Source organism: Paraburkholderia unamae (genome assembly GCF_003096875.1).
In the GTDB taxonomy this organism is placed as follows: domain Bacteria; phylum Pseudomonadota; class Gammaproteobacteria; order Burkholderiales; family Burkholderiaceae; genus Paraburkholderia; species Paraburkholderia unamae.
Genome location: NZ_QEOB01000011.1, coordinates 15,665 through 40,451 on the forward strand (window position 1 = coordinate 15,665; position 24,787 = coordinate 40,451).

Sequence of the window (24,787 nt, forward strand, 5' to 3'; positions counted from 1 at the left end):
GTGATAAAGTGCATGACTTCAACCGCGCAGACCACGCAATGGCATCGGACAATCCGCAAGAGGGCAGAACGAAAACAACGCCAAGGCAGATGGCCCTGGCGTTGTTCGAGGACATGTTCGACCTCGGTTTGCCGGTGAACGAGTCCAGCCGCGAGATCGGGTATCAGCGCAACAACTTCTTCACTGAAATCGTGAACATGGGGTTGCCGGCGCGTCGTTTTCTCGACGCGGCGTACTTCATCGTCGCCCAGGAGTCGCAGCCTCAGGACCAGTACGATGTCGAGCTGAACTATTTCAAGTGGCTGATGCGCTATGACAGCCGCAATCTCAAGCATCTGCGCACGATTGCGGACGAAGCGCAAAACGCCAAGATCCGCGTGACGAACACGCCCTCTGACCGCGATCCCAACGAAAACGACCTGTGGGCCCAGGTGCAGCTCATCGGTCTCGTGGCGTTTCATCGCGGCCGTGTCCGGTTCGACGTGCACCCGACGCTGGTGCCGCATATCCGCGATCCGCGCACGTCGCACTGGCTGAGCCTGCGTATCTCGACCGCTTTCACGCGCAGCCTCGCGCGAGCCATCTACGACAAGGTGCTGCCCAGCGTCGCGGCCGGACGCACCGACTGGATTCCGCTTGAAGTGATGCGCACGTGGCCGGGGAAAATGGGCGCAAACGCGGCCATTTTCAAATACTTCAAGCGCGACTGGCTCGAGCCCGCCGTCAAGGAAATCAACGAGGTGTCCGACATCGAGCTCTCGTACGAAACGAGGACCGAGTCGACTTCGTCGAAGAAAATCGATCGCATCCGTTTCGTCCTCAAGCGCAAGGAAACCGCGGACGCCGTGATGGCGAGCCTCGCCGACGCGAGCCATGTCTACAAGGTGCTGAAGGACGAATTCAATCTTTCGTCGCGCCAGTTCAGCGAGATTTCAGAGAACCGCGATACCTGGACGGACGAACGCATTCAGCAGGCGATCGAATACACGCGCTTCCGGCTCCATCGCGGCCAGGTCAAGAAGAGTCCGTCCGGTTATCTGATGAAGGCGCTACGCGATAACTGGAAAATGTCGGAAGCCGAGCGCACGATGGTCGACGTCCAGGCGAAGCTGCTGGGCAGCGATGTTCAAGCCGGCGCCGAACCGGCCGAGGTTCCCGCCTCGGTCGCGCAGAGCATTGCGTCGAAAGAAGAAGAGTCGCGCTCGCGCATGAACGAGGAAGCGACGCTCGGCCGCGAGCATTACCTCGCGGCCGACGAGCGCAGCAAGCGCGATTTCATCCGGGGCTGGGTGACATCGCGCGAAGGCAAGTTGATGCTGCGCCGCATGAAACTCGAGCCCGCCGACGTCACCGAAAGCGACATCCTCGCAAACACGGAGCTCGGCTGGTACCTCGGGCAGTTCGTTTTTGGACGCATGAGCGCATCGCGGGCGAGCAAATAAAAACGCTTTATTGCCGCGCGTCACCTGTTTGAGCTCTCTGGAAAATCGTCAGGGATGCGAATTGATCAGTTGATCGATTAATTTCCCGTTACATTCCAGTCACTGATCGAGTGCGCATTCGATTTGCATACGCGCATCGCTAAAGCCATAATCACGATCGCGACGATGGCGTCAATTCTGACGGGCAGACCGAATTTCGATATGCCATAGCAGTTCCGGGATCGCATGGACGGTAAACCCCACAGCGAGGACTTGAAATGGTGACTTTGGACGCGATCAGCCTGAAAATTGCAAAACTCCAGAAACAGGCGGCAGCAATCGCCGAGAAACAAACGTCGGTGGGGCTGACCAGAATCCGTGAATTGATGCACAAGCACGGACTGAGCATCGCTGACATTGAGAGCTTTATCGGCAAGAAGCGCGGCAGAAAGCCGGCGGCTACGGGCGCGAAAGCGGCAGCCAAAACGCCGCGTGCGAGCGCGCAGCCGGTCGCGCCGAAGTACGCAGACCCGAAAACGGGCGCGACGTGGACGGGCCGTGGGCGCGCGCCGGCGTGGATTCGCGACGTCAAGGATCGTTCGAAATTCCTGATCGAAGCCGGTGCGAAGACGAAGGATGCCGGTGCCAAAGCGGCACCCGCGAAGAAGGCAACCGCCAAACGTGTCGTAGCCAAAAAGGCGGTCAAGGCAACGCCCGCCGCGAAGAAGGCGACTGGCCGACGCGCGGCCGCTCCGGCAGAAGGCGCACGCGCGCGCAAAGCCGCAGCGCCTGTGAAAAAGGCTTCGGCACCGCGTAAGACGGCCGCAAAAGCAGCGGCTAAAACGGCACCGGCACCCGTCGAGGTCACGGCTGCGCCGGAAGTCTCAGCAGCGTAACGGGCCAAAAGCGGGCCCAAACCCGGCCCAAACGCTGGCCACAAGCGTGCCACACCGTCGTAGCGGCAGGCGTATGTCTGCCCGCTACGGCTGCCACGCCGCCTCGCGCGGCTAATGGCAATACAAGTCGTTTTCCGCGTTGAACATGTCGAATGCGAGGCTAACCGCCTGGTCCTTGCGCACCGTGGCGAGCCAGCGGACGCGCCGCCAGTCGGCAATCGTCTCGCCGACAAACGCGGCGCTCGCCACGTCGCCCGCGCGGGTCGCGATGAACGCAGGCGCCGGCGCGACCGTGCCGGGCAGCGGGCGGTAATAAGACCAGTCAGGCTGCTTGAGCAGCCCTTCAATCACCAGTTCGTCTGCGACAAGCGCCGCGCAATCGCCTGCCTGAAATGCGAGGAGCGCGTCGAGCGGCCTGTCGAAGCCCTGCACGCTCGCATGGAACTCACGCGCCGCGCGCGCGGCGTACGGGTCGTCTCGCGCGGCGCAAAGCGCGCGGCCACCCAGGTCGCGCCATTGCCGCACCTCGCCATGATTGAGGACGAGCGCCATGCCGCGTCCGCTCGTGTACGAAGCCGGTGCGAACGCAACCCTTGCATCGGGCGAGAAGCCCAGGCCCGCGATTGCGGCGTCCACCTTGCCCGACTGCACGGCGGCGCGCGCGGCGGCCGGTTCGGCAAGCACGAACTGCACGGGCAGCCCCACGCGGCGCGCGAGGTCCGTGGCAAGGGCGGCAGCGAAGGGATCGGGTGCGCGAGCGGTGCGGTCGACCTTGCCGATATACAGGGTAGGCGCCGGGCGCGGGGGTACCGCGACAATCATCGCGCCGCGCGCAATGGCGGCGGCGAACGGGCGGTCATCGTCGGGTTGGTTGGAGAGAACGTCGCTCGTCAGAGCCCATGCGAGCACGGCAAGCAGCACCAGTGCGCCGGCCAGCGCCGCGGCGAGCCCGCGCACGCGATGTGCGCGACGTGCGCCGGGCGTCGCCGCAAGCGGGGCGAGCCTAGCCATTCTGCGCGAGACCGACGCGCCAGCGCAGCAGTCGCTGTTCGAGTATCGACAGGCTCTGATTGATCAGCAGTCCGAATAGGGCGAGCAGGACGATGCCCGCATACATATCGGGAATCTGAAACGTTTCCTGAGAATTGAGCGTATAGAACCCCAGCCCCGAGCGCGCCCCGATCATCTCCGCGGCGACGAGCGCGGTGATGCTGTATGCACCGGCCAGGCGCACGCCGGTCAGGATCTGCGGCAACGCCGAAGGCAACACGACCTTGGTCGCGATGAAGCGTTGCGAAGCGCCCATCGAGCGCGCGCAATCGATCAGCAGGCGCTCGACCTGTTTCACCCCCGCAATCGTGTTGAGCAGCACCGGCCAGAAGGCGGCCCAAATGACGATGGCGATTTTCGACGACTCGCCGATGCCGAGAAACAGGATGAAGACGGGAAAGAGCGCGAAGGCCGAGACCTGCCGCAGCAACTGGAATACGGGATCGACGATGCGCTCGACACGGCGAAACCAGCCGAGCAGGAAACCGCAGACGATGCCGCCCGCAACCGCGAGGAGCAGTCCGCTCAAGGAGCGCAACGCGCTCGCGCCGATATGCGTCCACACTTCGCCGCTTGCGAACAAGCGTGCGATGGCGACGGCGACCTGCGAAGGCGGGCTCAGATAAGCGGCGTTGACGATGCCGAGCCGCGGCAGCAACTCCCACAGCAGCAGGAAGGCGACGAGCGCGATGGAGCGTTCCACGCCCACGGAAAGGCGCGCGACGTGCGTGCCAAATCGTACGCGGCGTACGCCGCGACCGCCGCACACATCGGCGGAAAGCAATACGGACGATTCGCGCACGCCGCTTGAATCAGACATGTTGGACTCCGGTTTGGGCGTCGACCTCCGCCCCGGCGGCGGGCGGTGCGTCGAGCTCCGTGCTCAGGCTCGCCCATGCGCGCTGCCGCAGCGCAACGAACGCCGCCGAGTGGCGCAGCGCGTCGCCGCGCGGACGCGGCAGATCGATGTCGATGATTTCCTTCACGCGCCCGGGGCCGCGCCCGAGAATGGCCACGCGATCGGAGAGAAAGACCGCTTCGTCGATGCTGTGAGTGACGAACACGACCGTCGTGGCGCTGCGCTCCCAGATGCCGAGCAGTTCCTGCTGAAGCAGTTCGCGCGTCTGCGCGTCGAGTGCGCCGAAGGGCTCGTCCATCAGCAGGATTTCCGGACCGTAGGCGAGGGCGCGCGCGATTGCCACGCGCTGGCGCATGCCACCGGAAAGCTGATGCGGATAGTGATCGGCGAAATCGAGCAGGCCCACGAGGCGCAAAAAGCGCTCGGCCTCGTCGCGCCGCTCGGCGCGCTTCATGCCGCGAATCTCGAGCCCCGCTTCCACGTTCTTGCGCACGGTGCGCCACGGAAAGAGCGCATAGCCCTGAAAGACGAAACCGAGCTTCTGCCGCACGGCGCTCACGGGGTCGCCGTCCACGCGAATCTCGCCCGAGGTTGGCGGCGTGAGCCCGGCAAGCACGTTGAGGAACGTCGATTTACCGCAACCGCTCGGACCGAGCAGCGAGAGAAATTCGCCTTCGCGCACGCTGAGATCGAAGCGCTTGAGCACCGTATGCGGCGCGTGCGTCTTCGCGTTCGTGTAGGTCAGCGAAAGGTCGCGCGTGACGATCTTCTCGCGTGGCGAAATGACCGTGCTCACGAGCGGGTTCCGGTTCCGGTCGCGGGCGTCGTCGCGCTGGCTTGCGCCTCGTGCTTCACGAACGGATTGAAGTCGTTCGTGTAGACGTCCTTCACGTTGACCTTGCCCTTCGGAATCTTGCCCGCCTGTTCGAGAATGTCGATGTAGTACTGGATCGGCGGCTCCGTCACCACGAGATCCTTCACGTACGCGTAGCGTTCGACGAGCCGTTCGTCGATGCCGAGGCGTTCGGCCGTAAGCTTGCGTGCTTCGTCGGGATGCGCGTTGACCCAGTTGCCCGCCTTCGCGATCGCAGCGACGAAGTCGCGCACCGCCTGGGGATGAGCGCGCGCGAAGGCGCCATTGACGCTATAGGGCGCCATGCCGCCGAGACCGTGATCCTCGTCCCAGTCGCTCCAGAGCTTGCGCAGTTGCGGATCGGCTTCGGCCGCGCCGGAAAAGGGCGGGTGAATGATCGCGACGTCGACGTTCTTCGTGACGAGCGCCTGTTCCGATTGATTGTCGGGCACGACGAGCCAGTTCACCTTCGAGACATTCACGCCATGCTGCGCGAGATATTTCTTCGTGACGAACTCCGCGCACGCGCCGAAGCTGTTGAACGCGACCGTCTTGCCCTCGAAATCCTTCGGCCCGAGAATGCCCGAATCCTTGCGCACGAAATACTTCATGTGGGGTGCGTCGGGCAGCGTCTCGCCACCGGCGGAAATGACCTTGATATCCGCGCCGCTGGCGATGGCGGAGATGACCAGCGGCACCATGCGCGTGCCGAAATCGATATCGCCGGTGCCGACGAGCGGAATGATCTGCGGCGCGGAAATCTTGCCGACATATTTGGGCCGCGTGCTCGTGTTGTCGAAATAGCCCAGCTTGTCGGCCAGATAGACGAGATCGAACGCCGGATTGTCGGGATACTTGAAATACGTGATTTCCTGCTGCGCCGGGGCCTGCTTTGACGACGCGCTCGCGTCTTGTGCCGGTGCCTCGTGAGGCTTGCAGCCGCTTTGCAGAAGAATGGCCGCGACCGCGCACGCCGCAATCACGGTGGTTCCGGCCGCGCGCACGCGGAATGGGGAGGAGAACGCCTTCATCGGATGAGGCCCGGCAATGAACAGGGGAGAGGAGATCGACGGATGTCGAATCCATGCCCGATGATTGTCGACCTGCAATGAATTCGGGCAAACCAACAAATCATGATTTGCTTAGTTCGGGAATGGGCAGTTCGCGGGGCGCAAAGCGCCTTGGCGAGCGGTCGAACGCAAAGTGGTCCGTAAGCCGCATGCAACAGTCGTCGCGCCTGAATCGCCCGTTTCGCCTTCCGGTCGAGCCGTACAACTTCATCAACTTTGACGATGCTGCTCCCCAAGCGACGCGCAAGAATACGCGTTGTGCGCGCACGCGCTTTATGAACGGGGGAAATCATGCGAGCAGCAAAAACATCCATCGCGGTCGCAATGAGCGCGGCGCTGGCCGCGTGCGGCGGCGGTGGCGGCAGCGACAAAAGCAGCAGCGGGACGAATACAACCTTGCCTTATTCGGTGGCCTATACCGATTACAACGCGAGTGCCGGACCCACGGGCGCCCCGTGGAGCGGCGCCTCGTTCGTCGATAACCTGCCGACGAAAACCAACGCGCAGACCATTACGCAAAGCGGCTGGACGGGGCAGATTACCTACGGCAAATCCGGTAGTTCGACGGTCATTCAGGTCAACAACACGGCGATTGCCAATATCGGCCCGATCAGTGTTTCCGGATCGGCGTCGACCCGAATTTTCGACCCCTATGGTGTCAACGGCGCCATTCAAGGCACGACGGTCGAACCCAATCTCGACGGGGCGTATGAAATTTGCGGTGCGGCACCGTCGGGCAGCATCAGTGACAATGGCTTTGCCGCGACCGATATTCTGATTACCGCCAGTGCAACGCAGGTCACCAGCTTGAGCGAGCTGGCCGGCCGCAGTTTCACGTTCAACCAGTATTGCGATCCGGTGAACCAGGCGAATCCGCAAACGTTGTCATTTGACGCCAATGGCAACGCGAACTTCGAACTCTACACAGGGTCCACGAATTCCGGGCCATTAACGGCCGTCCAGGTGCCGGCCGCCTCCATTCAGGCTGCCATCAACGGAACGCCTTACGTCGACACGCAGCAGGGCAAAACGATCTGGACCGCGTACCGTTTCATGACAGCCACCAACACGCTGAAATACGTGATTGTCGAGCGTGGTTCCGCCGACGGTAACTATATCGGCATGTGGTACTGAAGTCTGAATCGGTGCGGACGCAACGGTATTTCCGCGATTCACGGGAATCGCGGATTGACGCGCTAACGCGGCAAATTCGCAATTGCAGGCGATGCTACATGAGCAATATGTCAGCCATCGGACGCTATGCAGAGCGCATACCATTTAACGTTCGTTGGTGTGGAATCGTTCGTAATGCGCGAATGAAATTGATAGTATGTTGGCCGCATTTGATGACCATGAAAATGCGCAAACGATAAAAATCAATCTGACCAGACAGGACCATAATGAAATACGCTTCTAAAAGCGTCGGGGTGCTTTCTCTCATCACGCTTGCCGCGTGCTCGAACATGCAACTGGGTGGCGGTAACAGCAGCCCCGACAGCACCGCCGTTGCGGGCTCGCACGCTCCCACGGCCGATGCGATGCATCGTTGCGCCGCGCCGCTCGGCACCATCGCCGTCGAGGAAGACACGGCAGCGCCCTGGTACAACATCCTCACGGGCCAGTACCAGCTCGGCAGTACGGTGCCGGTGCTGAAAATGCTCGTCCAGCAGTCGAACTGCTTCGTCGTGGTGGACCGGGGCCGCGCGCTGAATCAGGCCATGACCGAGCGCGCGCTGAGCAATTCGGGCGAAGCCCGCAAGAGCAATCGCATCAAGAAGGGGCAAGTCGTGCTGGCCGACTACACCATGACGCCGACCATCACGTTCTCGAACCAGAACGCGGGCAGCATTGGCGGCCTGCTGGCGTTGGTGCCCGTGGTCGGCGGCGTCGCCGCGCAGGTGGCGGGCAACGTCAACACGAAATCGGCTTCCACGGTGCTCACGCTCGTCGACAACCGCTCGTCCGTTCAGCTTGCGGCGGCGACGGGTTCCGCGCGCGACATGGATATCGGTGCGATCGGCAGCCTGATGAGCACCCACACCACGGGCGCAATCGGTGGCTACGCCGACACGCCGGAGGGTAAGGTGATCGTCGCGGCGTTTACCGATTCGCTGAACAACCTCGTGGATTCCGTGCGTGAATACAAGGCCCAGCAGGTGAAGGGCGGTCTTGGCAACGGCGGTCAGTTGAAGGTGGCCAACTAAGCGCACTTTCGAAAGCGCCCGGAAAATCCTCGCGTTACCGGGCGCGATAACGTTTGGCTGTCGCTGCGCCAATGCACGCTGCCATTGCGCGAGTTGCCCCGATATAGGGCCACGCGCCCGGTTCAATCGTTTTCTCTCATTCGCCCGTATTCGCCCGATATACGGGCCGCCGATATTGCCATAACGTCATTGCCGATTGGCAATCACTTGATTTTTCGCAATCACGTTACAATCCCAGCGCCACACCATGCCTCTCCCCCAAGCTTGTTCCACTTCACCGAAACAGGCGTAGCGCTTCGGCGAAGCTCGCGGAAAGGACCGGTGCACCATAAAAACGAAATGTCGAAAAAACGGGTGTCACGCGTATGAATAGTGGATTGGATTTGCGTCGGGAAGTGCGCACGCCAATGTTGTTCGCCCCTCTGCTGTTGAACAAGGACGGCAGGGCGCTCGCGCAGGTCGCGGACCTGAGCTCGCACGGCGCGCTCCTGCATGTGAGGAACGGCTTGCTTTCTCGTGGCGAAACGGTCTCGGGATGGTTGCAGTCGCCGCCGATCGACGACGAAGACGAAATCGTCCTCGCCGTTGCGCTCGATGTTCGCTGGGTCGCGGAGGATCGCGAAAGAGGATGGAGCCGCGTGGGGTGCGAATTGCATCCGATGGATCCGCGCTCGAAGGCACGGCTCCAGTCCCTCATCGCGAAGGCGGCGCCCTAGCCGTGCGCTGAGCGCGCGATGGACCGCAGCGCCGCGAATGCTAGCTGGCGCGCGGCGGATAAAAGACGTCGAGCGTCGGAAACGCTGCCTCGCCGCGCAAACAGTCCGCCAGATAGATGGCCAAACCCGGATCGCCGGTCCATAGCGAGTAGCGCAGCCGCCCGTACTGTGCGGCATGCGCTTCGCACTGGCGCATGCCGTGCATCGCAAACGCGCGGGCCCGCTCCAGCCAGATCGGGTCGCGGGTGCGCCCGTACAGCGCGAGGAACGCGTAGCCGTTGCCCGCCGTGCCATGGCAGAGCGACGCGCCTTTGACGAGCGGACCGGCCTCCCAGATGGCCGCGCCCGCCGCGATCAGGAGATCGTCGAGCGTCGCGTCCGGAAATCGGGCAAGACAGGTGACGAAGCCCGGCGCGCCATGACAGAACTGCATCAGCAGGCCGTCGTTCGAAGCGGGCTTCGAGTGGAGCTGGGCGCGCCAATTGACTTTGCCGTCTTCCCAGGTCGCCGTTTTGCGCACGGTGTTTGCGATCGCCTCCTGCCAGCGCGACCAGTGCGCCGCGTCGAGCAGGTGCCGCCCGCGAATCAACGGCGAAGCGGTCGCGACGAAGCCGTGCACGCCGTCGAGATACGTGGAGCGTTGGCCATACAGATCCTGGGTCCAGAAGTGACACGCGTGCTCGTCGGACCACTGCAACTGGCTCCACAAAAGCGCCGCCGTCTCGCGAAACAACGCTGCCCAGCGCTCGTTTTGCGTTTGCTCGAACAGGAAACAGGCGGCCAGCAAGGTGCCAGGCGCGCCCCACATCAGCTCGCGCGCGGGATGATCGATATTGCCGGCGATCAGCTCGGCGAGCCGCGCTTCGAGTGCCGGCGTGGGCGCTTGCGCATGGTGCAGCATGAGCATGGGCAACTCGCCGATGAGGTACGACGCATCGGCATGGATGCCCACCCTGGCGAGCCACGCCTGGTTGTGAACGCGGATCGGCTCGATGTGGTCGAGCCAGGCGGTTTGCGTGGCCGGTGCCTGGATGGCGCCGAGGGCATCGAGGTAGTGAAGCGCCCAGACTACACCCGCTGCGCCGAAATAAAGCGGCGTGAGCGCAGGCGCGACGCCGCCATCGCTTTCGAGGTCGAGCGGATGCGAGGGCCATAGCCACTCGGGTGTGAACGCGGCGCGCGTGTCGTCGACAATGCGCGCGATCGTTGCCCGGGCGCGTGCTGCGTCCCAGGCGGCGGGGTCAAGGGGTTCGTGGCGCGCGGGGTCGAAGAGCATGGTCGATTGTCGTTAAAAGTTAGGGTAACGAATCGATTTGCGATTCGCTCGCGTATTACCGGCCGTTCAGTGTTGATCGCCCGCGCGGACCGCGTCGACGACGGATAGCACGGCATCGATCACGGTGTCCGGCCGCTCGAATGCGAACACGACCGTGGGTGAGCCCGCGCCCCGGCAATCAAGTTGAATGCCGCGCCCGCCGATATCGACCACTTCTTCCGGCGCTGGAAAGGCCTTTTGAGCCTGATGCCGGTCATAGGCCTCGTAGCCATTACCGGATGCCGTCGCGAGAATCACGAGTCCAGCGATTACCGATGCACAGCGAATCAACCAGCGCTTCACGACGTTCACCGAAGTTACAGCGAGGGGCAATTATGCACGCGCATCGCATCGCGCGCCCCGGCGAACGGCGAGCCTCATTGTGCTATGGTTGACGAGCCGTTTTCCGCAGGTTCACGTGCGTGGCGCGAGTGCCGCGCAAGGAGACCGAAGATGGTTAGCCTAAGCATTGAAGGGCGCGAGCTGGAGGCGCCGGCCCACTGCTCGATCCTGCAAGCCTTCGTCCATGCGGGTCAGACGCTGGTGGAAGGCGTGGGGTGCATGGGGCAGGGCGTGTGCGGTTCCTGCCGCGTCATGGTCCGGCGCAGCGGCGAGCAGGACGTGAAAACCGTGCTCGCATGCGAGACGCTGGTCGAAGACGGCATGCAGGTCGCCTTCCTCGACTACCTGACCACGGCCGCGCGGCACGTGTATCGCATGGAGGACCTCGGCGACAGCTGGCAGGCGCTGCGCACCATGGCCGAAATATTTCCCGAGGCGTCCCACTGCCGCCACTGTAGCGGTTGCGACCGCGCCTGCCCGAAGGGCCTGGAGGTCCAGCGCGGCGTGAACCTCGCCGTGGAGGGCCGCCTCGACGCGGCGAGCCAGGTATTCGACGAATGCGTGATGTGCAATCTCTGCACGCTCGCTTGCCCCGAACACATCCGGCCCAATCACCTGGGCCTCTTCGTCAGACGGATGATCGCGGCCCACTCGCTGCGCCCGGCCAATCTCATCCGGCGGCTGCAACAGATCGAAAGCGGCGAGATGACCATCGATTTCGATGCACCGGCCGCGCGGCCGCCACGCTAAGCGGAGCGCGAGATCATGGCGAACGCGATTCCCTACGACAACGCGCGGCAGCATTACCGTCCCGGCGGCGCACCCGCGTTGCGCGCCGACACCCAATCCGTCGATGCACTCCTGAAGGGCTATCACCCCGACCACGGCCCCAACGCGCGCGTGCCGCTGGCCGTGGGCGCGAATCGCGGCGAGCCGTGCCAGCCCGATCTCGCGCGCCAGTTGCAGGCCAACGCGCTGATCGACGACGTGGACCTGGCGGGCGCGCAACTGGTCGCGACCGACGTGCTCGTGATCGGCGGCGGCGGAGCCGGGTGCGCCGCGGCGCTCACCGCGGCGAAGCAGGGCGCGCAGGTCATGCTCGCGAACAAGCTGCGCCTTGGCGACAGCAACACGGTGATGGCCGAAGGCGGCATCCAGGCGGCCGTGGGCGAGGACGACAGTCCGCAGCTGCACTTCGAGGACACCCTGCGCGCCGGCCATTTCCGCAGCGACCCGGAGCTCGTCGCGCAAATGGTGATGGACGGCCCCGATGTGATCCGCTGGCTGATCCGGCTCGGCATGATGTTCGATCTGGAGGGCGACCGGCCGATCGGCGGCGACCTCGCGCGCAAGAGGGCCGGCGGCGCGTCGGCGGCGCGCATTCTTTCCTATCGGGACTACACCGGGCTGGAGATGATGCGCGTGCTGCGCGAGGCCGTCGATCTCGATCCCGGCATCGACGTATGGAACCGCTGCCCCGTGGTCGAGCTATTGACGGACGAGCACGGCGGCTGCGCGGGCGCCGTGCTCTACAACCTCGAATGGCGCGCCTTCGTGCTGGTGCGCGCGCGTGCCGTAGTTCTTGCCACGGGTGGCGCGGGGCGCCTGCATCTCAACGCCTTTCCCACCTCCAACCATTACGGCGCGACCGCCGACGGTCTGGTGCTGGCCTATCGCAGCGGCGCGCGGCTGCGCGAGCTCGACTCGTTCCAGTACCACCCGACCGGCGTTGCCTGGCCGCACCATCTGGCGGGCGGATTGATCTCCGAAGCCGCGCGTTCCGCGGGCGCCCGATTGCTCAACGGCGAAGGCGAGCGCTTCGTCGACGAACTCGCGCCTCGCGACGTGGTGGCGTCGGCCATCCTGCGCGAATGCGCGCAAGGGCGCGCCATCATGCGCGATGGGCGGATCGGCGTCTTCCTCGACACGCCGACGCTCGAAATGGAAAACCCCGGCATCCTGGCGCAACGGCTGGTGACGCTGCGCCATCTCGCGCGCAAGTGCGGTATCGATCCGGCGCGCGAGCCGTTTCTCGTGTATCCCACGCTGCACTACCAGAACGGCGGCGTCGTGATCGGCAAGGACGGGGCGACGAACGTGCCCGGCCTGTACTGCGCGGGCGAGGTGACGGGCGGCATACACGGGCGCAACCGGCTGATGGGCAACGCCTTGCTCGACATCCTGAGCATGGGGCGGCGGGTGGGCGCGAGCGCGGCGCAAGCGAAGGCGCGCGTCATGGCGAGCCGCGCGGGCATCGGTCACGTTCACGCGTGGCAGCGTGAACTCACGCTCGCGGGATTGCCCTTGAGCGTGAAGGCGCCCCGGCTTTTCCCCGACTACGCGCACTTCGACCTGCGGGTCGACGCCGGCCTGCACGCCGACACGCGCACGCACGGGGTGGGAAGCCCCCGCTGATGCAATCCACGGAGCGCCCAATGGACGAGCTCAACCAGAATCTCATGCGCGACGAAATCCGCGTCGGCGCGAACCTCGACGCCTGGCTCGCGCACGGTGGCGGCGAGGGACTGGCGAAGGCGCTGCAAGACCCGGCGGCGATCATCGCTGAAATCGCCCAGGCGGACTTGCGCGGCATGGGCGGCGCGGGATTCCCCACGCACAAGAAATGGACGCCTGTGGCCGCCGCGCCCGAAGGCGACAAGTACGTCATCTGCAACGGCAACGAGGACGAGCCCGGCACCTTCAAGGACCGCTTCCTGCTGGAGCATACGCCGCACCAGGTGATCGAAGGCGCGCTCATCGCGGCGCTCGCGACGCGCGCCAACCACGTCATTCTTTACGTGAACCCGCATCAGCAGCACTCGCTCGCGGCGACTCGCGAGGCGGCGCGGCAGTGGCGGGCGCATCGGCTTTTCACGGCGATCGAGCAGACTATCGGCAGGACGGTCGAACTGCGCGTGCTTGCCAGTTCGGGGCTGTATATCGGCGGAGAGGAAACGGCGGTCATCGCGAGCGTGGAGGGCGGCTTTCCGTTTCCGCGCCGCAAGCCCCCGTTCCCCGCGCAGCAGGGCGTGCATGGCGCGCCGACCATCGTGAACAACACCGAGACGCTCGCTCACGTACCGGGCATCCTGCGACATGGCGCGCAGTGGTATCGGGACCTGGGCGTGGGCGACGCGGCGGGCACCAAACTCTATTCGCTCTCGGGCGACGTCTTGCGTCCTGGCCTGTACGAACTGCCGATGGGCACGAGCCTCGCGACGCTCGTCTTCCAGTACGGCGGCGCCATGCTACAGGACAAGAAATTCAAGGCGGTCTTCACGGGCGGCCCTTCCAATACCTTGCTGACCCAACGCGAGCTCGATGTCGCGCTGGACTTCGACTCGGTCCGGCAACGCCACTCGCGGCTTGGAACGGGCGCGATGATCGTCGTTTCGGAGGGCACCAGCATTGTGCGCAAGGTCGCGGAGTACGTGAGCTTCTTCGCCCAGGGCTCGTGCGGGCAATGTCCGCCCTGCAAAGGCGGAACGTTTCAGCTAATGCGCCTGCTCAACCGGCTCGACACCGGGCGCGGCGTGCGCGCCGATCTCGACGCGCTGGAGAACCTGTGCCGCATTCTGCCCGGCAGCGGGCGCTGCGGTCTCATCGACGGCGCGGTGACGGTGGTCGAAAGCTCGCTCAACCGGTTTCGCGAGGAGTACGAAGCATTGGTCGCGTAGACGCAAGCACCGGTTGCGCGGCGGCGCGTGCGGCCATGCAAGCCGCGCGCGCCGTCATCGATCAAAACCACGGTCAAACGCCCGATACCGCCCGGGAGATTTCAGCGGCGCGCGCGCGCAGGTCCGCGCCAAGCGCTTCGATCGAGCCGGCGTCGAATTGCCCGCTGAAACCCACGGCGCTCATCGCCATCACCGGGCTTTGGTCGCCGTCCAGGATGGCGGCCGAAACTGTCGTGACGCCTCGAACATAGCGGTCCACGTCGACGGCATAGCCCTTGATCTTCGCTTCTTCGACATCGGCCAGCCACGCTTCGAATGGCGGCGCGTTTTCCCAGCGCAAGGCGCTGAAGCGGCTTCGCAACTCGGCCGCCGAGAGTCCCGAGGCCGCGGCAATGCTGCGCCCCAACGCCGCCAGATACATCGGCAGGCGTTGCCCGATGCTCATGTGCACGCGCATCGCGCCCGCGCTGTCCGCGCTGGCGACGAGCACCACGCGCTCGCCCGACGTGCGTTGCCACAGCGTCGCCGTGATCCGGTGCCGCATGGCGATCTCGGCCAGATGCGGCTGCACGAGGCGGGCATACGAGGCCTGTTCGAGCGCGCCTTTCGCAAGCTCGACGAGGCCCAGCCCGATCGCGTAGGTCTTGGCGCTTTCGTCGAAAATCACGAGGCGTTCGTGAACCAGCGTCTTGAGCAGGTTGAAGCAGGTGCTTGAGTTGAGTTCGAGATCGCGGGCGATCCGCGTGACCCCCACGGGCGTCGATGCCGCCGCGAGGTAGCGCAGGACAGCAAGACCGCTGGAGAGGGCGCCTACCAGTTTCTCCGGCGCTGAATTTGTCGCCATGCTAGTTCGTGCAAAGAGTGCAATGGGTTGATTTTAATATGATCGTCGCCGGCCACGCGAAGGCCGGCGAGCGGCTCACACGGCTCACACGGCGCGCGTGACGAGCGCGTCGAGGCACCAGACTTCGTCGCCGCGCACCGCCAGGGGGTTGATCTCCAGCTCCTCGACATCGGTGAGGCTGGCGAACCATTCGCCTAGCGCGGCAATGCGGGCCGCGACCTCCTTGACGGCCATGGACGGGTGGCCGCGAAATCCTTCGAACAGGCGGCTCGCACGCAGGCCGCGCAGCATGGCTTCGACCTGCCCGGCCGAGAGCGGCAACAGCCTCGTGACGACGTCGGCGTCCAGTTCCACTTCCACGCCGCCGCGCCCGAGCGTGAGCGTCGCGCCAAAGCGCGCGTCGCGGCGCAAGCCCAGGATCAACTCGTGATCGAACGGCACCATCTGTTCGATCAGCACGCCCTGGAGCGGGATGTCCTGCTTCGCGGCGATGTCCTTCAAGAGACGAATCGATTCCGCGAGCCGCCCGGCGTCGCGAATGCCCAGAATGACGCCGCCCGCATCGCTTTTGTGCAGCAGGCGCGTGGATTGCAGCTTGGCGGCGACCGGCATCGAGAGGGTGAGTTCGGGCGTCTGACCATCGGGCTCCACGAGTACGCCGGCCGGGACGCATACGGCGTCTTGCCCGCGCAGCAGCGCCTTGCCGTCCCATTCGGTCATGGCATGCGTCTTGCCCGCCTGGTTTGCGTGAAGCGCGCCGGGCACACCGGCGGCAACGGCCGATCGGTGCAGCCCGCTCACGGAGGCGGACAACGCGAGCGCGCGCACCGCCTGTGGAATATCCGCAAACACGGGGATATGCGCCGCCTCCAGCGCCGCGACGGAGTCCGCCCGCGCGCTCATCCAGACCACGATCAGCGGATGCTTCAGCGTTCGGCGCAACGCGGCCAGCGACTCGGCGAGCGTCGGGGCGATGCTATGCATCATGCCGATAAAGACGATGGTCGCGTCGACATCCGGATCGGCGTCCACGGCACTCAACGCGCGCGCGAGACTGCCCGCGTCCTGCACGACATTGCCGGTCAGGTCCAACGGATTCGACGCTTTCGCAAACGACGGGAGGATGGGGGCGAGCGCGTCCGCAGTCGGCGGCGCGAAGGCGGGAAGCGTCATGCCGTGGGCGTCCGCTTCGTCGGCGATGAGCACGCCGGCGCCGCCGGAAACGGACATGACGGCAAGCCGGTTGCCGCCCGGCACGCTGCGATGCAGGAAGATCCGGGCCGTGTCGATCAGTTCGGTTAGCGAATTGACGCGCAAGGCCCCGAATTGTTTGAGGCATGCATCGTAGAGCGAGTCGTCGCCCGCGAGCGCGCCGGTATGCGAGGCGGCGGCTTCGGCGCCCGCGCTCGACCGGCCGGACTTCATCGCGATAACGGGTTTGCCGGCGGCCGCCGCGCGTCGCAGGGCATGGCGGAATCGAAGCGTGTCGCGGATGTCTTCCAGATACACGCCGATTACTTCGGTATCCGGATTGTCGACGAGATAGTCGATCGCTTCCGCGGCATCCACGTCGCATTCGTTGCCGGTCGTGATCCAGTGACTGAAGCCCAGCCCGGAGCGCAGAACGATGTCGAGCCAGTAAGCGCCGAGCGCGCCGCTTTGGCTCACGAAGCCAAACGCGCCGCGCCGAAGCGGCGTTTCTTCCAGCGCCGTCGTGAAGGAGGCGATGAGGCCCGAGGCGCTGTTCGCGGCGCCGAGGCAATTCGGCCCGAGGATCGTGACGCCGCTCTCGCGGGCAAGCTGGCGCAGACGCGCCTGGAGCGCGCGGCCTTCCTCGCCGGTTTCGGAGAAGCCCGACGAGAACACGACGAACGCCTTCACGCCCGCCGCAATGCCTTCCGCCACGATGCCTTCGACCTTTGCCGCCTCGGTGCCGACGATCGCGAGGTCGACAGGCTCGCCAATCGCGCGCAGCGAGGGGTACGCCCGCAATCCCTGGACTTCCTCGCGCCCCGGATTGACGGCGAAGAGTTTGCCCTGATAGCCGCGGGCCAGCATATACGCCAGCGGTCGCCCGGTGATTTTCGCGGGGTCCGCCGACGCGCCGACGATGGCCACGCTGCTCGCTTCAAGGATGGACGCCAACCGGTTGGCGGGGGACTCGGCCTGGGGGATGTGCTCAGTCAACGAACGCTCCTGCTGTCTCTAAGAATGGTTGTTCTGGCTGTTCTCTAAAAAGAATATCAATTCTCCAAAGAGAATGATTGCAAGTGTGCACGACGAATCGACTCAATGTGAATTAGGTGTAAACGAGCAATTCAATGAGGTTGACCGATCGCCGATCGTCTCGAATAATATTCTCATCAAAGAACAATATTCGCAATAGAGAATTTCAAGCCCTAACCCGGCATGGACGAACAACCAGGAGCAGCCAGAAAAATGAGTCTTGACTTCACCTTCTCGCCCGAACACGAGGCCGTGCGCGAGACCGTCAGGCGGTTCTGCCGTGAGGAATTGAAGCCGCTGGTCGAACAGGCGGAGGAAACGGAAGCGTTCCCGCGCCACATTTTCAAACGCTGGGGCGAGCTTGGGCTGCTGGGCGTGCGCTATCCCGAGGCCGATGGCGGCAGCGGCCTCGACAAGGTGAGCGACTGCATCGTGCGCGAGGAACTGAGCTATACGAGCCAGGGTTTCGCTTCCGCGTGGTCGGCTCACTCGCATCTGGGCATCTGGCCGATCTGGCGGGCGGGCACGCCCGAACAGCGCGAGCGATTCTTCAAGCCCGCGCTCGCGGGCGACAAGATCGCGGGCTTCGGGTTGAGCGAGCCGGACGGCGGCTCCAACGTGCGCGCACTCAAAACGCGGGCGGAGAAAGTCGCGGGCGGCTGGAAGCTCACCGGCAGCAAGGTCTACATCACCAACGCGCCGCATGCCGATTTCCTGCTCGTGGCCGCCCGCACGCGCGCCGAGCTCACGCCGGAAGCCATCAGCCTCTTCATCGTCGAATTGCCCAACGCGGGCTTCGATATCCAGAAGCTGCGCAAGGAAGGGATTCGCGCTTCGGAAACCGGGCTCATCCATATCGAAGACGCCTTCGTGCCGGACGACTGCCTGCTCGGCGCGCGCGAAGGCACCTATCCGTTGATCATGGAGTCGCTCAGTGAAAACCGCGTCGGCGTCGCGGCCAACGCGCTGGGCATGGCCCGCGCGGCTCTCGACGCTGCGCTCGATTACGCGAACGATCGCATCGTCGCGAACAAGCGCATTGGCGACTACCAGGCGATCGCGCACAAGCTCGCCGATATGTCCGCGAAGATCGAAGCGGCGCGATGGCTCGTGTACTACGGCGCGTGGCGCGTGGACCAGGGCACGCTGGATTCCGCCATGGCCGCGCGCGTGAAACTCGTTGCGAGCGAAACGGCGCTCGAAGTGAGCGAACAGGCGATCCGCATTCACGGCGGCGCGGGCATCATGCGCGAGTACCCCGTTGGCCGCATTCACCGCGACGCGCTCGTGTATGTCATCGGCGAGGGCACGAGCGAGATTCAACGCAACATCATCGCTCGCAGCCTGGGGTTCAAGCCATGAGCGAATTCGTGTTGCAGGAGCGCCATGGCGCCACACAGGTCATCCGGCTGAACCGGCCGGAACGGCGCAACGCCTTCGATCTCGAAGTCCGCGCCGCGCTCGCGCAAGCGGTGCTCGCGGCGCGCGACGACAGCGATGTGAAGGTTCTCGTCATTACCGGCAGCGCGGGCGTGTTCTGCGCGGGCGGCGATCTGCGCGCGCTCTCGGAGGCGAAGCGGCCCATCCACCTCGACCGCGACCGCATACGGCGTCTGCATCCGTGGTTTCGCGAACTGGTCAATCTGGAGAAGCCCGTGATCGCCGCCGTGGACGGGCCGGCATTCGGCGCGGGATTCAATCTCGCGCTCGCCTGCGACTTCATCATCGGCACGCCGCGCACGCGCTTTTGCGCCGCCTTTGGCCGCATCGGGCTCGTGCCGGATCTCGGCGGCTTCTTCCTGCTGCCGCGCATCGTCGGATTGCAGCGGGCCAAGGACATCGTCTTTTCGGCGCGCGAAATCGACGCGGACGAAGCCATGCGTCTCGGCATCCTGCACAGCGTCGTCGAACCGGACGATCTGATGAGCGCCGCGCTGGCCATGGCGCAGCGCTATCACCACGCATCGACCGAGGCGCTTGGCATGGCCAAGAACATTCTCAATCGCTCGTTCAATCTCGACCAGGACACGCTTGCGGAGCTGGAGTCGGCGGCACAGGCCATCGCGCTGCATTCGCCCTACCACGCGCAAGCCGTCGAGAACTTTCTGAACAAGCGTCCGCTGGCCTTCCAGGGAGACACCGGGCTATGAGCATGCATGCCTTCATCACCGGCGCATACGACACGGCCGTTGGCGAATTGCCGGGTTCGAGCTGCATGAGCCTGCACGCCGAAGCGGCGCTCGGCGCCATTGCCGACGCCGGGCTTGAAATCGGCGAGATCGACGGCGTGCTGTGCGCCTATTCCTTTACCGAACCCCACCTGATGCTCGCTTCGGTTTTCTGTGAGTATCTCGGCATTCATCCGGGGTATTGCGCGGCCATCCAGGCGGGTGGCGCAAGCGCATGCATCATGGTCATGCAAGCGGCGGCGCTCGTTGCCAGCGGGCAATGCAACCACGTGCTCGTCGTGACGGGCGACAACCGGCTCACCGGCATGTCGCGCGACGGCGCCGTCGCCGCGCTTGCGGAAGTCGGGCATCCGCAGTTCGAGCGCCCTTTCGGCATCAGCGTGCCGGCGTCGTATGCGCTGGTCGCGCGCCGCTATATGCACGAGTACGGAGTGCGTTCGGAGCATCTCGCGGCCATTGCCGTGGAGCACCGGCGACATGCGGGGCGTCATCCGAAGGCGCACAAGCGCGACCCCATCACGGTGGAGCAGGTGCTCGCTTCGAAAGAGATTGCTTCGCCGCTGCGCATGCTCGATTGTTGCCTCGTTTCCGACGGCGGGGCCGCAGTCGTCGTGAGCAGCCGCGCCGCGGCGGCCGACACGCGGCGCCGCCCCGTGGAGATCGCGGGCGCGGGCCAGGGCCACACGCACGAGCACATCGTGGCGGCGCCGAGCCTCACGGACTTCGGCTGCAAGACGTCGTCGGCCACGGCGTTTTCCCGTGCGGGCGTGAGCGCGGGCGACATCGACGTGGCCGCGATCTACGACTCGTTCACGATCACCTTGCTGGTCGAACTCGAATCGATAGGCTTTTTCGAGCGCGGAGAAGCGGGCCGCGCGGCCGCAGCGGGCGAACTGGGGCTTGGCGGGCGCTTGCCCTGCAACACCCACGGAGGGCTGCTTTCGTACGGACACTCCGGCGCCGCCGGCGGCATGTTTCATGTGGTCGAGGCCGTGCATCAATTGCGGGGCGAGGCACAGGCGCGCCAGGTCGACAACGCGAAGCTGGCTTTCGTACACGGCGATGGCGGCATCCTGTCCGCGCATTGCTCCCTTGTGCTCGGAGTGAACTGAAATGAATCGTCCATTGCCTCGCGCGACGGCGGAGACCGCCGCTTTCTGGGAGGGTTGTGCCGAAGGGGCGCTTCGTTACCAGATTTGTTCGCACTGCGAAAAAGTACAGCGCATTCCGCGCGCCCGATGCGTCCATTGCTTCAAGGAGGCGTTGACCTGGAAGCCGTCGAAAGGGCGCGGCCGCATCCTGAGCTTCACCGTCGTGCACCGCGCGCCAACCCCGGCCTTTCGCGCGCAAGCGCCTTATGCGCTCGCTATTGTCGACATGGACGAAGGCTTCCGGCTGATGGTGAACGTCAGGGACGGCGCGCAACGGGACCTGAAGATCGACCAGCCGGTGACGATTGCCTTTCATGAAATCGACGGCGTGTCGCTTCCCTATGCGGAGGTCGAGGCATGAGCGCCATCGTGACCTACGACACCTTCGAGCCCGGCAAGACGATGGGCGAAGCCGTGCTGCTGCTCGACGACTCGCACGCGCGAAGCTGGCAGAAGATCTTTGGCGACACCGCATCGTCCGGCGCGAACGACGCAGCCGAGGCGGCCGGGCTTCTGGTGGCGATGATGATGCGCGCATACCTCGCGGTCGTGACGCCGCGTCCCCCCGGCAACGTGCATGCGCGGCAGCGCTTCAGCCTGCACGCCTTGCCGCGTCGCGGCGAGGCGGTGCGAACCGTGATCCGTTGCGACGGGAAGGAAATCAAACGGGAGCGCCGCTACGTCGAGTTGCTCGCGCAGGGCACGGGCGACGATGGCCGCGTCCTTTACGAAGGACGCTTGTCACTGATCTGGGCCGCTTGACGATGACCATGACCCTTGCCATTCAGAGTGCGACGCTGCACGTCGATCACGCGACGATCCGCGATTACGCGGAAATGACCGACGACTTCAATCCCGTTCACCTCGACGAGGCGTTCGCCGCGAACACACCCATGGGCGGCGTGATCGCCCACGGCACGATGTCGGTCTGCCTGTTGTGGCAGGCGCTCTATCGTAGCTTCGGCGCGGCGGCGTTCGAGGCGCTCGATCTCGACATTCGCTTCGTGAAACCCGTTCGCGCGGGGGAGACCATTACGGCCGGAGGCAGCCCCGTCGACGGCGACCCCGGCAAGCTGGACGTCTGGGTGCGCGGCGGCGACGGCACAGACCGCATTGTCGGCTCGGTGCGCATCAATGCGGACCCACTCGCGCCAACGCGAACCGTGACCGAACTTAACGATATGGAGTCCAGATGAATGTACGCATGAACGCATCGAACTCGTCCGGCGCGCAGGCGGTTCAGGCGCATCGCTTCGGCCTGTACAGGAGCATGCTGCTGATTCGCCGCGTGGAGGAAGCCCTGAGCCGCCTCTTCGCCGACAGCGAGGTCCCCGGCTTCATTCACCTCAGTGTCGGACAGGAAGCCGTCGCAGCGGGCGTGGCGAGCGCCCTGGACGCGCAGGACACCCTCGCGACGACGCATCGCGGACATGGCCACGTGCTCGCGCGCGGCGTGGACGTGACGGGGTTCTTCAAGGAGATCATGGGCCGCGCACATGGCGTGTGCCAGGGGCGCGGCGGCTCGATGCACGTTGCCGACCTCTCGCTGGGCGTGCTCGGCGCGAACGGCATCGTGGGCGCGGGCATACCCATCGCGCTGGGCAGCGCCATGGCGCACGCGATTCGCAAGACCCACGGCGTGGCGGTCTCCTTTTTCGGCGACGGCGCCATGGCCGAAGGCGTGCTTCACGAAACGCTCAATATGGCCGCGCTGTGGCGCGTGCCGTTGCTGCTCGTCTGCGAGAACAACGGGTGGTCGGAGTTCTCGCCCACGTCGCGCCAGTTCACGGCGAAGCTGGAAGCGCTTGCTGGCGCGTTCGGGATCGACTACGCGCAGGTGGACGGCAACGACGTGTGCGCCGTCGCCGACGCGGCGCACACGGCGGTCGCGGGGTTGCGCGAAGGCCGCGGACCGTTCGTGCTGGAGTGCATCACCCACCGCGTGCGCGGCCATTTCGAAGGCGACGCGCAGAAGTATCGCAGCGCAGACGAACTGAGCGCGCTCCAGGCGCACGATCCCGTCGCGCGGGGCCGCGCGGCGTTGCTGGAAAGCGGGGCGAGCGACGAGCGCGTCGAGTCGGTCGAGCACGAGATCGCGAGCCTCGTCGAGGCCGCCATCGCGGCGGCGCGCGCGGACGATCTGCCGACATTCGAATCCGCGCTCGCGGACGTCTACACGAAACGGGAACACGCATGAGCGCGACTGAAATGCGATATGTCCATGCTGTCACGCAGGCGCTGCGTGACAGCATGCAACACGATGAGCGAGTCGTCCTGCTCGGCGAGGACATTGCGGAGGCAGGCGGGTCGTTCAAGGCCACGCGTGGCCTGCTGGACGAATTCGGTCCGCAGCGGGTGCGCGATACGCCAATTTCCGAGGCGGCCTTGACTTCGGCCGCCGTGGGCGCGGCCTTGACCGGCTTGCGGCCGGTCGTGGAGATCATGTTCATGGATTTCATCACGCTGGCCATGGACGCGCTCGTCAATCAGGCGGCGAAGGCGCGCTTCATGTTCGGCGGGCAGGGCAGCGTTCCGCTGGTGCTGCGTGCGCCGCACGGTGGCGGCGTGAATGCGGGCCCGCAGCATTCGCAGTGTCTGGAAGCGTGGCTGGCCCATGTGCCGGGCCTGAAAGTGGTGTGCCCGGCCGAGCCGCAGGACGTGTACTCGCTGCTGCGCGCCGCCGTCGACGACCCGGACCCGATCGTCTTCGTGGAGCACAAGGGACTCTACGCGCGCAAGGGCGCGGTCGACGCCAGCCTGAGCGCTGAAATCGGCCGCGCACGCATCGCGCGTGCGGGCCGCGACGTCACGCTGGTGACGTATGGCGCAACCGTGTTCACCTGCCTCGAAGCCGCCGTGGCGCTCGAACCGGAGGGCATCGCCGTGGAGGTGATCGATCTGCGGACCTTGCAGCCCTGGGACCGGCAGACCGTACTGGAATCGGTCTCGCGCACCCATCGCGCGGTGGTGGTGCACGAAGCGGTCCAAGCGTTCGGCGTCGGCGCGGAGATCGCCGCGACGATTGGCGACGAAGGCTTCGACGACCTCGATGCACCGGTGCTGCGCGTTGGCGCGCCCTTCATGCCCGTGCCGTTCGCCAGTTCCCTCGAACGCGGATATGCCGTGAACGTCGCGACGGTCGTTGCCGCCATCAAACAAACCCTTTCCTGAACGAGGCATGCATGTCTGATTCGAACGAACTGGTGCTGATCGAGAAACGCGAGGCGATTGGCCTGCTGACCATCAATCGGCCCAAAACACTCAACGCGCTCAACGTCGACACCGTGCTGGCACTCGAAGCGGCGCTCACCCAATTCGAGCGCGACGACGATATCCGCGCGATCGTGCTGACCGGCGCCGGCGACCGCGCGTTCGTGGCGGGCGGCGATATTGCCGACCTCGACAGCCGGCAAGGTCTCGCGCACTACCAGGCGTTCGCCGAGATCATCCACCGTGTTTTCCGGCGCTTCGAGGTGTGCGACAAACCCACCATCGCCGCGATCAACGGCTGGGCGCTCGGCGGCGGCACGGAACTGCTGCTGGCGCTGGATATCCGGTTGGTGGCGCAGGAGGCCAAACTCGGGCTGCCCGAGATCACGCTCGGACTGTTTCCCGGTGCGGGCGGTACGCAACGCATCATCCGGCAAATTCCGCTGTGCATGGCGAAGGAGCTGATGTTCACGGGTGACCAGATCACCGCTGAAAAGGCGGTTGAGCTCGGCTTGTGCAATCGCGCGGTGCCCCGAGAGGACTTGTTAAGCGAAGCGCTTGCGCTTGCGAGCCGCATCGCCGCGAAATCGCCGCTCACGCTGCGCATGCTCAAGCGGACCCTGCGCGACGGCGCCGACATGACCCTGCCGTCGGCGCTTGCGCACGAGCAGGCGATGATCGGGCTGGTGCTCGACAGCGCCGACGCGCATGAGGGGTGTCGCGCATTCCTCGAAAAGCGCGCTCCCCATTTCGTTGGACGCTGA

The 24,787-nt window shown here is 65.0% G+C and carries 25 protein-coding genes; 17 read left to right on the forward strand and 8 right to left on the reverse strand.

Annotation, left to right across the window (positions count from 1 at the left end):
- Positions 1 to 38: 38 nt before the first annotated feature.
- Together C7402_RS22570 and C7402_RS48040 are read left to right on the forward strand one after the other, a co-directional pair.
- Positions 39 to 1,442: a replication initiation protein gene (locus C7402_RS22570; protein ID WP_116612196.1), complete on the forward strand. Its 1,404-nt coding sequence runs from the start codon at positions 39 to 41 to the stop codon at positions 1,440 to 1,442.
- Positions 1,443 to 1,699: 257 nt separating this feature from the next.
- Positions 1,700 to 2,317, forward strand: coding sequence for an H-NS histone family protein (locus tag C7402_RS48040; RefSeq protein ID WP_116612197.1), 618 nt, complete (start codon positions 1,700 to 1,702; stop codon positions 2,315 to 2,317).
- A gap of 111 nt (positions 2,318 to 2,428) precedes the next feature.
- Here the strand turns inward: C7402_RS48040 and C7402_RS22580 are convergent, their stop codons facing one another.
- Genes C7402_RS22580 through C7402_RS22595 form a run of 4 tightly spaced genes read right to left on the reverse strand, consistent with a single transcriptional unit; the run spans position 2,429 to position 6,110 of the window.
- Positions 2,429 to 3,328 carry a type 2 periplasmic-binding domain-containing protein gene (locus C7402_RS22580; RefSeq protein ID WP_116612198.1) on the reverse strand — a complete coding sequence of 300 codons (900 nt, stop codon included), beginning with the start codon at positions 3,326 to 3,328 and terminating at the stop codon, positions 2,429 to 2,431.
- Positions 3,321 to 4,187 carry an ABC transporter permease gene (locus C7402_RS22585; RefSeq protein ID WP_116612199.1) on the reverse strand — a complete coding sequence of 289 codons (867 nt, stop codon included), beginning with the start codon at positions 4,185 to 4,187 and terminating at the stop codon, positions 3,321 to 3,323. Before C7402_RS22585 ends, C7402_RS22580 begins: the two co-directional genes overlap by 8 nt.
- Entirely contained in the window at positions 4,180 to 5,022 is an 843-nt protein-coding gene (locus C7402_RS22590) for an ABC transporter ATP-binding protein (RefSeq protein ID WP_425273797.1), read from the reverse strand. Before C7402_RS22590 ends, C7402_RS22585 begins: the two co-directional genes overlap by 8 nt.
- A complete protein-coding gene (locus C7402_RS22595) occupies positions 5,019 to 6,110 on the reverse strand; it encodes an ABC transporter substrate-binding protein (RefSeq protein WP_112176048.1) in 1,092 nt (363 codons plus the stop codon). The genes C7402_RS22590 and C7402_RS22595 overlap by 4 nt, the downstream gene beginning before the upstream one ends.
- 330 nt (positions 6,111 to 6,440) lie before the next feature.
- Here C7402_RS22595 and C7402_RS22600 point away from each other — a divergent pair, with 330 nt between their 5' ends.
- The 3 genes from C7402_RS22600 to C7402_RS22610 all read left to right on the forward strand — a co-directional run bounded on the left by C7402_RS22600 (position 6,441) and on the right by C7402_RS22610 (position 9,069).
- Positions 6,441 to 7,283 (forward strand): hypothetical protein, encoded by an 843-nt coding sequence (locus tag C7402_RS22600; RefSeq protein ID WP_133254530.1) that lies wholly within the window; start codon positions 6,441 to 6,443, stop codon positions 7,281 to 7,283.
- 266 nt (positions 7,284 to 7,549) lie between these two features.
- A complete protein-coding gene (locus C7402_RS22605; RefSeq protein WP_116612200.1) occupies positions 7,550 to 8,353 on the forward strand; it encodes a CsgG/HfaB family protein in 804 nt (267 codons plus the stop codon).
- A gap of 365 nt (positions 8,354 to 8,718) precedes the next feature.
- Positions 8,719 to 9,069 (forward strand): PilZ domain-containing protein, encoded by a 351-nt coding sequence (locus C7402_RS22610; RefSeq protein WP_112176054.1) that lies wholly within the window; start codon positions 8,719 to 8,721, stop codon positions 9,067 to 9,069.
- 40 nt (positions 9,070 to 9,109) lie between these two features.
- Here C7402_RS22610 and C7402_RS22615 read toward each other — a convergent pair whose 3' ends face one another.
- Together C7402_RS22615 and C7402_RS22620 are read right to left on the reverse strand one after the other, a co-directional pair.
- Positions 9,110 to 10,345, reverse strand: coding sequence for a lanthionine synthetase C family protein (locus C7402_RS22615; protein ID WP_116612201.1), 1,236 nt, complete (start codon positions 10,343 to 10,345; stop codon positions 9,110 to 9,112).
- Positions 10,346 to 10,411: 66 nt separating this feature from the next.
- Positions 10,412 to 10,687, reverse strand: a complete 276-nt coding sequence (locus C7402_RS22620; RefSeq protein ID WP_133254531.1) for a hypothetical protein — start codon at positions 10,685 to 10,687, stop codon at positions 10,412 to 10,414.
- Between the two features lie 150 nt (positions 10,688 to 10,837).
- Here C7402_RS22620 and C7402_RS22625 point away from each other — a divergent pair, with 150 nt between their 5' ends.
- The 3 genes from C7402_RS22625 to C7402_RS22635 are packed head-to-tail and all read left to right on the forward strand — an operon-like array spanning position 10,838 to position 14,403.
- Complete coding sequence (locus C7402_RS22625) at positions 10,838 to 11,476, forward strand: 2Fe-2S iron-sulfur cluster-binding protein (protein WP_116612202.1); 639 nt, start codon at positions 10,838 to 10,840, stop codon at positions 11,474 to 11,476.
- 15 nt (positions 11,477 to 11,491) lie between these two features.
- Positions 11,492 to 13,141 (forward strand): FAD-binding protein, encoded by a 1,650-nt coding sequence (locus C7402_RS22630; RefSeq protein ID WP_116612203.1) that lies wholly within the window; start codon positions 11,492 to 11,494, stop codon positions 13,139 to 13,141.
- A gap of 20 nt (positions 13,142 to 13,161) precedes the next feature.
- The gene (locus tag C7402_RS22635; RefSeq protein ID WP_112176063.1) at positions 13,162 to 14,403 is read left to right on the forward strand and encodes a complex I 51 kDa subunit family protein; all 1,242 of its coding nucleotides are present in this window, start codon (positions 13,162 to 13,164) and stop codon (positions 14,401 to 14,403) included.
- 73 nt (positions 14,404 to 14,476) lie between these two features.
- Here C7402_RS22635 and C7402_RS22640 read toward each other — a convergent pair whose 3' ends face one another.
- Both C7402_RS22640 and C7402_RS22645 read right to left on the reverse strand, forming a co-directional pair.
- Entirely contained in the window at positions 14,477 to 15,247 is a 771-nt protein-coding gene (locus C7402_RS22640) for an IclR family transcriptional regulator (protein WP_112176065.1), read from the reverse strand.
- A gap of 84 nt (positions 15,248 to 15,331) precedes the next feature.
- On the reverse strand, positions 15,332 to 17,434 hold the full coding sequence (locus C7402_RS22645) for an acetate--CoA ligase family protein (RefSeq protein WP_116612204.1): 2,103 nt from the start codon (positions 17,432 to 17,434) through the stop codon (positions 15,332 to 15,334).
- Positions 17,435 to 17,686: 252 nt separating this feature from the next.
- On the opposite strand from C7402_RS22645, the gene C7402_RS22650 reads away from it, so the two are divergent.
- The 9 genes from C7402_RS22650 to C7402_RS22690 are packed head-to-tail and all read left to right on the forward strand — an operon-like array spanning position 17,687 to position 24,787.
- Positions 17,687 to 18,835, forward strand: coding sequence for an acyl-CoA dehydrogenase family protein (locus tag C7402_RS22650; protein ID WP_112176069.1), 1,149 nt, complete (start codon positions 17,687 to 17,689; stop codon positions 18,833 to 18,835).
- Positions 18,832 to 19,623 carry an enoyl-CoA hydratase/isomerase family protein gene (locus C7402_RS22655; RefSeq protein ID WP_116612205.1) on the forward strand — a complete coding sequence of 264 codons (792 nt, stop codon included), beginning with the start codon at positions 18,832 to 18,834 and terminating at the stop codon, positions 19,621 to 19,623. Before C7402_RS22650 ends, C7402_RS22655 begins: the two co-directional genes overlap by 4 nt.
- Positions 19,620 to 20,774 (forward strand): thiolase family protein, encoded by a 1,155-nt coding sequence (locus C7402_RS22660; RefSeq protein WP_116612206.1) that lies wholly within the window; start codon positions 19,620 to 19,622, stop codon positions 20,772 to 20,774. Before C7402_RS22655 ends, C7402_RS22660 begins: the two co-directional genes overlap by 4 nt.
- Before the next feature lies 1 nt (position 20,775).
- A complete protein-coding gene (locus tag C7402_RS22665; protein WP_116612207.1) occupies positions 20,776 to 21,174 on the forward strand; it encodes a Zn-ribbon domain-containing OB-fold protein in 399 nt (132 codons plus the stop codon).
- Positions 21,171 to 21,575: a hypothetical protein gene (locus tag C7402_RS22670; RefSeq protein WP_116612208.1), complete on the forward strand. Its 405-nt coding sequence runs from the start codon at positions 21,171 to 21,173 to the stop codon at positions 21,573 to 21,575. Before C7402_RS22665 ends, C7402_RS22670 begins: the two co-directional genes overlap by 4 nt.
- An 8-nt stretch (positions 21,576 to 21,583) precedes the next feature.
- On the forward strand, positions 21,584 to 22,009 hold the full coding sequence (locus C7402_RS22675) for a MaoC family dehydratase (RefSeq protein WP_116612395.1): 426 nt from the start codon (positions 21,584 to 21,586) through the stop codon (positions 22,007 to 22,009).
- A gap of 8 nt (positions 22,010 to 22,017) precedes the next feature.
- Positions 22,018 to 23,010 carry a thiamine pyrophosphate-dependent dehydrogenase E1 component subunit alpha gene (locus tag C7402_RS22680; RefSeq protein ID WP_116612396.1) on the forward strand — a complete coding sequence of 331 codons (993 nt, stop codon included), beginning with the start codon at positions 22,018 to 22,020 and terminating at the stop codon, positions 23,008 to 23,010.
- Complete coding sequence (locus C7402_RS22685; protein ID WP_112176086.1) at positions 23,007 to 23,984, forward strand: alpha-ketoacid dehydrogenase subunit beta; 978 nt, start codon at positions 23,007 to 23,009, stop codon at positions 23,982 to 23,984. Before C7402_RS22680 ends, C7402_RS22685 begins: the two co-directional genes overlap by 4 nt.
- Before the next feature lie 11 nt (positions 23,985 to 23,995).
- The gene (locus tag C7402_RS22690) at positions 23,996 to 24,787 is read left to right on the forward strand and encodes an enoyl-CoA hydratase/isomerase family protein (protein ID WP_116612209.1); all 792 of its coding nucleotides are present in this window, start codon (positions 23,996 to 23,998) and stop codon (positions 24,785 to 24,787) included.